The organism is Pseudomonas sp. BIGb0176, assembly GCF_024810175.1.
Classification (GTDB): Bacteria; Pseudomonadota; Gammaproteobacteria; order Pseudomonadales; family Pseudomonadaceae; genus Aquipseudomonas; species Aquipseudomonas protegens.
Genome location: NZ_JANUEC010000002.1, coordinates 992152 through 1004335, shown reverse-complemented (window position 1 = coordinate 1004335; position 12184 = coordinate 992152). Strand labels below are relative to the sequence as shown.

The window sequence follows — 12184 nt, the reverse complement described above, 5'->3', positions numbered from 1 at the left end:
CTGTGAGTAACCCGAAAATGCAAATGGGCCTGGATTTCACCCTGGTGGCGGACGCCGAGGACCTGGTGGCCGGGGTCGATGAGGTCGGCCGCGGCCCTTTGTGTGGTGCAGTGGTCACCGCGGCAGTGATTCTCGACCCGACGCGGCCGATTCTCGGCCTCAACGATTCGAAGAAGCTCACCGAAGCCCGGCGCGAGAAGCTGTTCGACGAAATCTGCGAGAAAGCCCTGAGCTGGTGCATCGCCCGGGCTGAGGTCGAGGAAATCGACGAGCTGAATATCCTCCATGCCACCATGTTGGCCATGCAGCGCGCAGTGGAGGGGCTGAGTGTGACCCCGAAGCTGGCGATGATCGATGGCAACCGTTGCCCGAAGCTGGCGATGCCGGCTGAAGCGGTGGTCAAGGGCGATAGCAAGGTTCCGGCGATTGCCGCGGCATCGATCCTGGCCAAGGTCAGCCGTGACCGAGAAATGGCCGCTTTCGAGCTGATCTATCCGGGATATGGCATCGGTGGCCACAAGGGCTACCCGACCCCGGTGCATCTGGAAGCCCTGGCCCGCCTGGGGCCGACACCGATTCACCGGCGCTCTTTCGCTCCGGTGCGGCAAGCCTACGAAGCCCGCGAGGCGCTGGGCGAGATTCAGTCCTGAGGCTGATGTTTTAGTCGAGGCCCGGTACAATCCGGGCCTTGTTGTTTTCGCGCTTATTACAGGATCACTATGCCGGCTTCATTCGTTCACCTGCGCCTGCACACTGAATATTCCCTGGTCGACGGTCTGGTGCGGATCAAGCCGCTGGTCAAGGCGCTGGCCGGCATGGGCATGCCGGCGGTGGCGGTCACCGACCAGAACAACATGTGTTCCCTGGTCAAGTTCTATAAAACCAGCATGGGTGCGGGGATCAAGCCGATCTGCGGCGCCGACCTGTGGCTGTCGAACAAGGACCCGGATAACCCCCTGAGCCGCATCAGCCTGCTGGTGATGAACGCCGTGGGTTATCGCAACCTGACCGAGCTGATTTCCCGTGGCTTCATCGATGGCCAGCGCAACGGCCAGATCATCATCGAGCGTGAGTGGGTGGCGGAGGCCGCGGAAGGCTTGATCATGCTCTCGGCGGCCAAGGAGGGCGAGATCGGCATGGCCCTGATCGCCGGCGATCTCGAGGTTGCCGAGACCCTGGCCCGGGAGTGGATGGCCGTATTCCCCGAGCGCTTCTACCTGGAAGTGCAGCGTACCAACCGCCCCAACGACGAAGAGCAATTGCACGCCGCCGTGGCCCTGGCCGACAAGATCGGCGCGCCGCTGGTGGCTACCAACGACGTGCGTTTCATCAAGCAGGAAGACTTCGAAGCCCACGAAACCCGGGTTTGCATCGGTGAAGGCCGGGCCCTGGACGATCCGCGCCGCTCAAAAAACTACAGCGACCAGCAGTACCTGAAAAGCGCCGAAGAAATGGCCGAGCTGTTCAGTGACCTGCCCGAGGCGCTGGAAAACACTGTCGAGATCGCCAAACGCTGCAACATCGAGGTCAAGCTGGGCAAGCACTTCTTGCCTGACTACCCGATTCCCGATGGCATGACCATCGATGAGTATTTTCGCAAGGTTTCCTTCGACGGCCTGGAAGAGCGCCTCAGCGTGCTGCTGCCCAAGGACACCACCGAGGACTACGAGGCCAAGCGTCAGGTCTACGTCGACCGGCTGAATTTCGAACTGGATATCATCATCCAGATGGGCTTCCCCGGTTACTTCCTGATCGTTATGGACTTTATCCAGTGGGCCAAGAGCAACGGCGTACCGGTAGGTCCGGGCCGGGGGTCGGGTGCCGGTTCCCTGGTGGCCTATGTGCAGAAGATCACTGACCTCGATCCGCTGGAATACGACCTGCTGTTCGAACGTTTCCTTAACCCGGAACGGGTCTCCATGCCCGACTTCGACGTCGACTTCTGCATGGACGGTCGCGACCGAGTGATCGACTACGTGGCCGAGAAATACGGCCGCAACGCGGTGAGCCAGATCATCACCTTCGGTTCCATGGCGGCCAAGGCGGTGGTCCGTGACGTGGCGCGGGTGCAGGGCAAGTCCTACGGCTTGGCCGACCGTCTGTCGAAGATGATCCCCTTCGAAGTCGGCATGACCCTGGAAAAAGCCTACGAGCAAGAGGAGATCCTGCGGGACTTCATCAAGGTCGATGAAGAGGCGGCGGAAATCTGGGAGATGGCGCGCAAGCTCGAGGGCGTGGTGCGTAACGTCGGTAAACACGCCGGGGGCGTGGTGATCGCGCCCACCAAGCTTACCGACTTCTCGCCGATCTACTGCGACGAAGAAGGCGGCGGCCTGGTGACCCAGTTCGACAAGGATGACGTCGAGGCTGCTGGCCTGGTGAAGTTCGACTTCCTCGGTCTGCGGACCCTGACCATCATCGACTGGGCGCTGAAAACCATTAACCGCGACCGCGCCAAGGTCGGCGAGGAACCGCTGGATATCGCCTTTATCCCGCTGGACGACAAGCCGACCTACAGCCTGTTGCAGAAAGCAGAAACCACCGCGGTATTCCAGCTTGAATCCCGGGGCATGAAGGAGCTGATCAAGAAGCTCAAGCCCGACTGCCTGGAAGACCTGATCGCACTGGTGGCCCTGTTCCGTCCGGGGCCGCTGCAATCGGGCATGGTGGATGACTTCATCAACCGCAAGCACGGCCGCGCCGAGCTGGCCTACCCGCACCCGGACTATCAGTACGACGGCCTGCAGCCGGTACTGGCGCCGACCTACGGCATCATCCTGTACCAGGAACAGGTGATGCAGATCGCCCAGGTCATGGCCGGCTACACTCTGGGCGGTGCGGACATGCTGCGCCGGGCCATGGGTAAGAAAAAGCCCGAGGAGATGGCCAAGCAGCGTGGCGGCTTCATTGAGGGGTGCGCCAGCAACAACATCGATGCAGACCTGGCGGGCAACATCTTCGACCTGGTGGAAAAGTTCGCCGGCTACGGCTTCAACAAATCCCACTCCGCCGCCTACGGCCTGGTGTCGTACCAGACCGCCTGGCTCAAGGCGCACTACCCGGCGCCGTTCATGGCGGCGGTACTCTCCGCGGATATGCACAACACCGACAAGGTCGTGACCTTGATCGAGGAAGTGCGGATCATGAAGCTGCGCCTCGACGCGCCGGACGTGAACACCTCCGAGTTCAAGTTCACGGTGAACGACGAAGGTCGCATCGTCTACGGCCTGGGGGCGATCAAGGGCGTCGGCGAGGGGCCGGTGGAAGCCATCACCGAAGCCCGCGAGGAAGGCCCTTTCAAGGATCTGTTCGATTTCTGCGCCAGGGTCGACCTCAAGCGCATCAACAAGCGGACCCTGGACGGCTTGATTCGAAGCGGCGCCCTGGACCGCCTGGGGCCGCACTTCTTCGATGAGCCCAAGGCCTACCAGGCCAATATCGACCAGAACCGCGCCGTGCTGCTGGCGGCCATGGAAGAAGCGATCAAGGCCGCGGAGCAGACCGCCCGTACCCACGACAGCGGCCACGCCGATCTGTTCGGCGGTGTCTTCGTCGATGAGGATGCGGATGTCTACGCCAACCATCGCAAGGCCAAGGAACTGACCCTCAAGGAACGCCTGAAAGGCGAGAAAGACACCCTGGGGCTGTACCTGACCGGGCACCCGATCGACGAATACGAAGGCGAGATCCGTCGTTTCGCCCGCCAGCGCATCATCGACCTGAAGCCGGCCCGGGATACCCAGACCGTTGCTGGCATGATCATCGCCCTGCGGGTGATGAAGAATAAAAAGGGCGACAAGATGGGCTTCATCACCCTCGACGACCGCTCGGGGCGGATCGAAGCCTCGCTGTTTGCCGATGCGTTCCACTCGGCGCAGTCGCTGCTGCAGACCGACGCCATGGTGGTGGTGGAGGGCGAGGTCAGCAACGACGACTTCTCCGGCGGCCTGCGCCTGCGGGTCAAGCGGGTGATGAGCATGGAGGATGCGCGGACCAACCTGGCGGAAAGCCTGCGCCTGAAGATCCACAGCGATGCCCTGAAGGGCGATCAGCTACGCTGGCTGGGTGATCTGTTCAAGCGCCACCGCGGCGCATGCCCGATCACCATGGAGTACACCCGGGATGACGCCAAGGCCCTGCTGCAGTTTGGCGAGAACTGGCGGATCGATCCGGCGGACAGCTTGATTCAAGCCCTGCGTGACCAGTTCGGGCGAGACAACGTCTTCCTCCAATACCGTTGACGGTGAGGTGCCATCATTGCGCCTCATCGTCACTTGAATTTTTAATCTCGACCTCAACGCGTCCGTCCCTTAAGGTAGGGCGCGAATAGACAACCGGCCGGCCCAAGCTCCCTTGGACGTCGAGCCCAGACGGACGCCTATGAACCCGAATTTTCTTGATTTCGAACAGCCGATCGCCGACCTGCAAGCCAAGATCGAAGAGTTGCGCTTGGTCGGTAATGACAATTCGCTGAATATCGGCGATGAGATTTCCCGCCTGCAGGACAAGAGCAACACCCTGACCGAGGACATCTTCGGCAAGCTCACCAGCTGGCAGATCGCACGTCTGGCGCGGCACCCGCGTCGCCCGTACACCCTGGACTACATCCAGCACATCTTCACCGAGTTCGACGAGCTGCATGGCGATCGCCACTTCTCTGACGACGCCGCCATCGTAGGCGGCGTTGCTCGCCTGGACGAGCAGCCGGTGATGATCATCGGGCACCAGAAAGGCCGTGAAGTACGCGAGAAGGTCCGCCGCAACTTCGGCATGCCGCGTCCGGAAGGCTACCGCAAGGCCTGCCGCCTGATGGAGATGGCCGAGCGCTTCAAGATGCCGATCCTGACCTTCATCGACACACCCGGCGCCTATCCGGGCATCGATGCTGAAGAGCGCAACCAGAGCGAGGCCATTGCCTGGAACCTGCGGGTCATGGCGCGTCTGAAGACCCCGATCATCGCTACCGTGATTGGTGAGGGTGGTTCCGGCGGTGCCTTGGCCATCGGTGTCTGTGACCAGTTGAACATGCTGCAGTACTCCACCTACGCGGTGATCTCGCCGGAAGGCTGCGCCTCGATCCTGTGGAAAACCTCGGAAAAGGCTGCCGATGCCGCCGAAGCCATGGGCATTACCGCCGAGCGCCTCAAAGGCCTGGGTATTGTCGACAAGGTCATCGGCGAGCCATTGGGCGGTGCCCATCGGGATCCGGCTGCCGCGGCGGCCTCGATCCGTGCCGAACTCAGCACGCAGTTGGCCATGCTCAAGGAAATGGACAACGACACCTTGCTGGCCCGTCGCTATGACCGCCTGATGAGCTACGGTCTCTGATCGAGCACTGCCTCCCCTTGTAGGGGCACGCTCGTTCGCGACCCAGGCGCCGCCATCGATTCGATGGCGGCGTTGTTGCTTATGCGGGCAAGCAGTACGCCACTCGGCCGCTCCTACAGGTCTTGAACACGTCATGAACGCTCTCTCCGCCAAACTACTGCAAAGCCTCGCGCCCTGGCGCGACTCCAGGAGTTGGCGCGTGGCTTTCTCCGGTGGCCTGGATTCCACCGTCCTGTTGCATTTGCTCGCCGATCTGGCGCAGCACCATCGCCTTCCTCCACTTTCGGCTGTGCATATCCATCATGGACTTCAGGCTGCGGCCGACGCCTGGCCGGAGCATTGTCAGGCCTTCTGTGATGCGCTGGGGGTGCCGCTGCAGGTGCTTCGCGTCCAGGTGCCAGCCGGTGCCAGCCTGGAGCGCGCCGCCCGCGAGGCACGCTATGGCGCTTTCGCACGGCTCACAGCGAGCGGTGAAGTGCTGCTGACGGCGCAGCATCGTGACGACCAGGCGGAAACGCTGCTGTTCCGCCTGCTGCGCGGTGCCGGAGTCAGGGGCTTGTCGGCAATGCCGTCAGAGCGGCCGTTGGGCGACGGGCAGCTGCTGCGACCCTTGCTTGATGTGTCACGTGCCGAACTGCAGTGCTACGCCGCGGAGCATCAGTTGAGCTGGGTCGAAGACCCATCCAACGCCGATCATCAGTATTCGCGCAATTACCTGCGCCACCAGGTCATGCCGGCGATCACCGCGCGCTGGCCCCAGGCGGCACTCAGCATGAGCCGCAGCGCCGCGCACTTGAATGAAGCCCAGGGCCTGCTCGATGAGCTGGCGATCATGGATCTGGATGCAGCCCGCGGTGCTAGCGTCTGGCCCTGGCTGGATCTGCCCTCACTGGCCCTGGCACCTTTGCAGTCTTTGTCGGGCGCGCGCCAACGCAATGCCTTGAGCCATTGGTTGAGCCGGTTTGGCCGTCTGCCGGATACCGATCACTGGCGCGGCTGGGACAGCCTGCGAGATGCGGGTGCCGAAGGGCGACCGGTGTGGCGTTTGGCCGATGGCGATTTGCATCGTGCGGCAGGGCGAGTCTGGTGGCTGTCCGGCAGCTGGCTGCAACCGGTCGACGGACGGTTGCAGTGGCTCGATCCGCAAAAGCCCTTGCATCTGCCGGGCAACGGTCAGGTGTCGTTCCCTGGGCCAGTGCCGACCGGGTCGCTGCATATCCGCTATCGCCAGGGGGGCGAGATCATGCACCTGGCCGGCCGCGGCCATCGGGACTTGAAGCGTTTGCTCAATGAAAGCGGGCTGCCGGGTTTCGTCCGTGGCAGATTGCCGCTGCTGTATCAGGATGACCGCTTGCTCGCGGTGGCGAACCTGCCGGCACTTGAGACAAACCCCCAGGGTGGCTGGCCATTGCAATGGCTGCCACCAACCAGCGATCAAGGTTTGAGCTGAAAGGGGCTTTCCGGTAGACTACGCTCCCTTCTTGATACAACTTCTGTGGATTCGCCTGAATTGCAGGAGTTGCCGATTACCAAGCAGTCTTTGCTGGGCGATTCCAAAAAATGTGTAGCGAGCAACCTACCGGTGTTTTTGCATCCGGTCTGTCACCACGCGGCGGTTTTTTTGAAAGGTGCACTGTGATTAATGCAGGTGATCGGGGGCTTCGGCCTTCCTTCGCTTTCCCCGGCGGCACTGACCGCTTTAACGCAGACTTCTAGGGTTTTTCATGACGCGCTACATATTCGTCACGGGCGGTGTTGTTTCTTCATTGGGGAAAGGCATTGCCTCGGCTTCATTGGCGGCCATCCTGGAGGCGCGGGGGCTTAAGGTCACCATGCTCAAGCTGGACCCGTACATCAACGTCGACCCGGGCACCATGAGCCCGTTCCAGCACGGTGAAGTGTTCGTCACCCACGACGGCGCCGAGACCGACCTGGACCTGGGCCACTACGAGCGGTTCATCCGCACGACCATGACCCAGAACAACAACTTCACCACCGGCCGCGTGTACGAGCACGTGCTGCGCAAGGAGCGCCGTGGTGATTATCTGGGTGCCACCATCCAGGTGATTCCGCACATCACCGACGAGATCAAGCGTCGCATCATCAAGGGCGCCGGCGATGCCGACGTGGCCCTGGTGGAAATCGGCGGTACTGTGGGTGACATCGAGTCGCAACCGTTCCTCGAAGCCATCCGTCAACTGCGTGTGGAAGTCGGTTCCAAGCGCGCGATGCTGATGCACCTGACGCTGGTTCCGTACATCGCCACCGCTGGCGAGACCAAGACCAAGCCGACCCAGCACTCGGTAAAAGAGCTGCGTTCGATCGGCTTGCAACCGGACGTGCTGATCTGCCGCTCCGACCATCCGGTGGATGTGTCGTCGCGCCGCAAGATCGCGCTGTTCACCAACGTTGAAGAGCGTGCGGTGATCTCCCTGGAAGACGTTGACACCATCTACAAGATCCCGGCCGTGCTGCACGCCCAGGGCCTGGACGATTTCGTCGTCGAGCGTTTCGGCCTGCAGTGCAACGGTGCTGACCTGTCCGAGTGGGAAAAAGTGGTGGACGCCAAGCTCAACCCAGAGCACGAAGTCACCATCGCCATGGTCGGCAAGTACATGGAACTGCTGGACGCCTACAAGTCGCTGATCGAAGCGATGAGTCATGCCGGCATCACCAACCGTACCAAGGTCAACCTGCGCTACATCGATTCCGAAGACATCGAGAATCAGGGCACCGCGCTGCTGGAAGGCGTCGACGCGATCCTGGTTCCAGGCGGTTTTGGCCTGCGTGGCGTGGAAGGCAAGATCACCGCGGTGCAATACGCTCGCGAGAACAAGGTGCCGTACCTGGGTATCTGCCTGGGCATGCAAGTGGCGGTCATCGAGTTCGCCCGTAATGTCATGGGTTGGAAAGACGCCAACTCCACCGAGTTCGATCGCACCAGCGGCCATCCGGTCGTCGGCCTGATCACCGAGTGGGAAGACGCCACCGGTGCCGTTGAAGTACGTACCGAAGCTTCCGACCTGGGCGGCACCATGCGGCTGGGCGCTCAGGAATGCTTGCTGGAAGCGGGCTCCAAGGTCCACGACTGCTACGCCAAGGACGTGATCATCGAGCGTCACCGTCACCGTTACGAAGTGAACAACAAGCTGCTGCCGCAACTGATCGAAGCTGGCCTGAAGATCTCCGGTCGCTCGGGTGACGGCGCGCTGGTTGAAGTGGTCGAGGCCCAGGATCATCCATGGTTCGTCGCTTGCCAGTTCCACCCCGAGTTCACCTCGACTCCCCGTGACGGCCACCCACTGTTCAGCGGTTTCGTCAAAGCAGCATTGGCTCAACACCAGAAGAAGGCGTGACCCTGATGGCGCAGAAGATCATCCGCGTAGGCAACATCGAGATCGCCAACGACAAGCCGATGGTGCTGTTCGGCGGCATGAACGTGCTGGAAAGCCGCGACATGGCGATGCAGGTCTGTGAAGAATACGTGCGGGTCACCGAGAAGCTCGGTATCCCCTACGTGTTCAAGGCCAGTTTCGACAAGGCCAACCGTTCGTCGGTGACCTCCTACCGTGGCCCGGGCCTGGAAGAAGGCATGCGGATTTTCGAAGACGTGAAGCAGGCCTTTGGCGTGCCGATCATCACCGACGTCCACGAGCCGGCCCAGGCTGCCGTGGTCGCCGAAGTCTGCGACATCATCCAGCTGCCGGCCTTCCTTTCGCGGCAGACCGACCTGGTGGTGGCCATGGCCAAGACCGGCGCGGTGATCAACATCAAGAAAGCCCAGTTCCTCGCACCCCAGGAAATGAAACACATCCTGAGCAAGTGCGAAGAGGCGGGCAACGATCAGTTGATCCTCTGCGAGCGCGGTTCCAGCTTCGGCTACAACAACCTGGTCGTGGACATGCTCGGCTTCGGCATCATGAAGCAGTTCGAATACCCGGTGTTCTTCGATGTGACCCACGCCCTGCAGATGCCGGGTGGTCGCGCCGACTCCGCTGGCGGTCGCCGGGCCCAGGTCACCGACCTGGCCAAGGCCGGCATGAGCCAGTCTCTTGCCGGGCTGTTCCTCGAAGCCCATCCGGATCCGGACAACGCCAAGTGCGACGGTCCTTGCGCCCTGCGCCTGGACAAGCTCGAGCCGTTCCTGGCCCAGCTCAAGGCCCTGGACGAGCTGGTCAAGAGTTTTCCGACGGTAGAAACCGCGTAAAACCGATTTCTCCGGTAAAGTACCGCACGATTATTGCTCAGGCCCCCGGGCCTGAGCCTTATCGTCTGCAAGACTGCCCGCTTTCCCCGCCTTGCCGACGGTAAAAGATTTCCTACAGCTGCGTCGTTTTCGTCAACTTTGGAGTGTTTACAACAATGGCAAAAATCGTCGACATCAAAGGTCGTGAAGTTCTCGACTCCCGTGGCAACCCCACTGTCGAAGCGGACGTGCTTCTCGACAACGGCATCATCGGCAGTGCATGCGCGCCGTCCGGTGCTTCCACCGGCTCGCGCGAAGCGCTGGAGCTGCGTGATGGCGACAAGAGCCGTTACCTGGGCAAGGGCGTGCTCAAGGCGGTAGCCAACATCAACGGTCCGATCCGCGACCTGCTGCTGGGTAAGGACCCGATCGATCAGAAGGCCCTGGATCAGGCCATGATCAAGCTCGACGGTACCGAGAACAAGGCCACCCTGGGCGCCAACGCGATCCTCGCCGTGTCCCTGGCTGCTGCCAAGGCCGCCGCTCAGGACCAGGACCTGCCGCTGTACGCCCACATCGCCAACCTCAATGGCACTCCGGGCGTCTACTCGATGCCGGTACCGATGATGAACATCATCAACGGTGGCGAGCACGCCGATAACAACGTCGACATCCAGGAGTTCATGGTGCAGCCGGTTGGCGCCAAGTCCTTCTCGGAAGGCCTGCGCATGGGCACTGAAATCTTCCATCACCTCAAAGCCGTGCTGAAGGCCCGTGGCCTGAACACCGCAGTGGGTGACGAAGGCGGTTTTGCACCGAACCTGGCTTCCAACGAAGACGCTCTGAAAGTGATCTCCGAAGCCGTGGCCAACGCCGGTTACACCCTGGGCACCGACGTGACCCTGGCCCTGGACTGCGCTGCCAGCGAATTCTATGAAGATGGCAAGTACAACCTGTCCGGCGAAGGCCAGGTGTTCACCGCCGAAGGTTTCGCCGAGTACCTCAAAGGCCTGACCCAGCGCTACCCGATCATCTCCATCGAAGACGGCCTGGACGAGTCCGACTGGGCCGGCTGGAAAATCCTTACCGACAAGATCGGCGAGAAGGTTCAACTGGTCGGCGACGACCTGTTCGTGACCAACACCAAGATCCTGAAAGAAGGCATCGACAAGAAGATCGCCAACTCGATCCTGATCAAGTTCAACCAGATCGGCACCCTGACCGAAACCCTGGAAGCCATCCAGATGGCCAAGGCTGCCGGCTACACTGCGGTGATCTCCCACCGTTCCGGTGAAACCGAAGATTCGACCATCGCCGACCTGGCCGTGGGTACCTCGGCTGGCCAGATCAAGACCGGCTCCCTGTGCCGTTCCGACCGCGTTTCCAAGTACAACCAATTGCTGCGTATCGAAGAGCAATTGAACGGCAAGGCCAAGTACAACGGTCGCGGTGAGTTTCGCGGCTAAGCAGTAGATGGTAAAAAGACACCGGATTGTGTCGGGAAAATCGCTACAGCGAGTTTTTTGCCACTAATCTGATGCCTTAAGAGCACAAGCCTGGGTCTTCCAGGCTTCGTGCTATCAGTAGGTCCGAAGTTGTTGGCATGGCTGTCTTTTTTCACTGGATACCCGATATTCGATGCGCAGTCCCAATTGGTTGTTCCTGGTCTTGCTCTTGCTGCTGGCTGGCTTGCAGTACCGCCTGTGGGTGGGGAACGGCAGCTTGGCCCAGGTTGCTGACCTGACTCAGCAGATTGCCGACCAGCACGCTGAAAACGAGCGTTTGCTGGAACGAAATCGCGTACTCGATGCGGAAGTCATGGAGCTGAAAAAAGGCATGGAGACCGTGGAAGAACGGGCTCGCCACGAGTTGGGTATGGTCAAGGAGGGTGAAACCCTCTACCAGTTGGCCCAATGAGCGACGTATTGCCGGCCTTCTGGGCCGTGATTCCTGCCGCGGGCGTTGGTGCCCGCATGGCCGCGGACCGCCCCAAGCAGTACCTGCAACTGGGTGGACGCACAATTCTTGAACACAGCCTGGGCTGCTTTCTCGACCACCCCGGGCTCAAGGGGCTGGTGGTCAGCCTGGCGGTTGATGATCCTTACTGGCCGGCCCTGGCTTGCGCCCATGATTCGCGGATCCAGCGGGTCGAAGGTGGTGCTGAGCGTTCCGGCTCGGTGCTCAATGCCTTGCTCCATCTGCATGCCCAGGGCGCAGCCGATGACGACTGGGTGCTGGTTCACGATGCCGCCCGGCCCAATCTTTCCCGGGATGACCTGGACAAACTGCTGGGTGAGTTGATGGATGACCCGGTGGGGGGGCTGCTCGCAGTTCCTGCCCGGGACACCCTGAAACGTGTGGACAAGCACGGTCGAGTGCTGGAAACCGTTGACCGCAGTTTGATCTGGCAAGCCTACACACCGCAGATGTTCCGCCTCGGTGCCCTGCATCGGGCCCTGGCCGACAGCCTGGTGGCCGATGTGGCGATTACCGATGAAGCTTCGGCGATGGAATGGGCCGGCCAGGCGCCGCGCCTGATCGAAGGCCGCTCGGATAACCTCAAGGTCACCCGTCCCGAAGACCTGGAATGGTTGCGCCAGCGCTGGTCCAACCGCCGCTGACTGCTGGCTTGCGCTGCACCTTGTAGCTGCTGGTGCAGGCTGCGAACGA

The 12184-nt window shown here is 61.5% G+C and carries 9 protein-coding genes; all 9 read left to right on the top strand.

All coding sequences use genetic code 11. The features are described from left to right. The first annotated feature begins 17 nt into the window (after nucleotides 1–17). The 9 genes from rnhB to ispD all read left to right on the top strand — a co-directional run bounded on the left by rnhB (nucleotide 18) and on the right by ispD (nucleotide 12135). On the top strand, nucleotides 18–650 hold the full coding sequence (gene rnhB / locus M2395_RS15660) for a ribonuclease HII (RefSeq protein ID WP_015634336.1): 633 nt from the start codon (nucleotides 18–20) through the stop codon (nucleotides 648–650). A gap of 69 nt (nucleotides 651–719) precedes the next feature. Beyond that, nucleotides 720–4241 (top strand): DNA polymerase III subunit alpha, encoded by a 3522-nt coding sequence (gene dnaE / locus M2395_RS15655; protein WP_053149264.1) that lies wholly within the window; start codon nucleotides 720–722, stop codon nucleotides 4239–4241. Nucleotides 4242–4380: 139 nt separating this feature from the next. Further along, the gene (locus M2395_RS15650) at nucleotides 4381–5328 is read left to right on the top strand and encodes an acetyl-CoA carboxylase carboxyltransferase subunit alpha (RefSeq protein WP_011059539.1); all 948 of its coding nucleotides are present in this window, start codon (nucleotides 4381–4383) and stop codon (nucleotides 5326–5328) included. 133 nt (nucleotides 5329–5461) lie between these two features. Then, complete coding sequence (gene tilS / locus M2395_RS15645) at nucleotides 5462–6778, top strand: tRNA lysidine(34) synthetase TilS (protein WP_123430125.1); 1317 nt, start codon at nucleotides 5462–5464, stop codon at nucleotides 6776–6778. 274 nt (nucleotides 6779–7052) lie between these two features. Continuing rightward, complete coding sequence (locus tag M2395_RS15640; RefSeq protein WP_011059541.1) at nucleotides 7053–8684, top strand: CTP synthase; 1632 nt, start codon at nucleotides 7053–7055, stop codon at nucleotides 8682–8684. Between the two features lie 5 nt (nucleotides 8685–8689). Further along, entirely contained in the window at nucleotides 8690–9535 is an 846-nt protein-coding gene (gene kdsA, locus M2395_RS15635) for a 3-deoxy-8-phosphooctulonate synthase (RefSeq protein WP_011059542.1), read from the top strand. A gap of 155 nt (nucleotides 9536–9690) precedes the next feature. After that, on the top strand, nucleotides 9691–10980 hold the full coding sequence (eno, locus tag M2395_RS15630) for a phosphopyruvate hydratase (protein ID WP_011059543.1): 1290 nt from the start codon (nucleotides 9691–9693) through the stop codon (nucleotides 10978–10980). Nucleotides 10981–11152: 172 nt separating this feature from the next. After that, nucleotides 11153–11431, top strand: coding sequence for a cell division protein FtsB (gene ftsB / locus M2395_RS15625; RefSeq protein ID WP_011059544.1), 279 nt, complete (start codon nucleotides 11153–11155; stop codon nucleotides 11429–11431). After that, on the top strand, nucleotides 11428–12135 hold the full coding sequence (gene ispD / locus M2395_RS15620) for a 2-C-methyl-D-erythritol 4-phosphate cytidylyltransferase (RefSeq protein WP_011059545.1): 708 nt from the start codon (nucleotides 11428–11430) through the stop codon (nucleotides 12133–12135). Before ftsB ends, ispD begins: the two co-directional genes overlap by 4 nt. Nucleotides 12136–12184 lie beyond the last annotated feature (49 nt).

Bases quoted from the DNA above. Each gene is read 5' to 3' on its own strand.
- rnhB (WP_015634336.1), top strand. From the start codon at position 18: ATGCAAATGGGCCTGGATTTCACCCTGGTGGCGGACGCCGAGGACCTG.
- dnaE (WP_053149264.1), top strand. From the start codon at position 720: ATGCCGGCTTCATTCGTTCACCTGCGCCTGCACACTGAATATTCCCTG.
- M2395_RS15650 (WP_011059539.1), top strand. From the start codon at position 4,381: ATGAACCCGAATTTTCTTGATTTCGAACAGCCGATCGCCGACCTGCAA.
- tilS (WP_123430125.1), top strand. From the start codon at position 5,462: ATGAACGCTCTCTCCGCCAAACTACTGCAAAGCCTCGCGCCCTGGCGC.
- M2395_RS15640 (WP_011059541.1), top strand. From the start codon at position 7,053: ATGACGCGCTACATATTCGTCACGGGCGGTGTTGTTTCTTCATTGGGG.
- kdsA (WP_011059542.1), top strand. From the start codon at position 8,690: ATGGCGCAGAAGATCATCCGCGTAGGCAACATCGAGATCGCCAACGAC.
- eno (WP_011059543.1), top strand. From the start codon at position 9,691: ATGGCAAAAATCGTCGACATCAAAGGTCGTGAAGTTCTCGACTCCCGT.
- ftsB (WP_011059544.1), top strand. From the start codon at position 11,153: ATGCGCAGTCCCAATTGGTTGTTCCTGGTCTTGCTCTTGCTGCTGGCT.
- ispD (WP_011059545.1), top strand. From the start codon at position 11,428: ATGAGCGACGTATTGCCGGCCTTCTGGGCCGTGATTCCTGCCGCGGGC.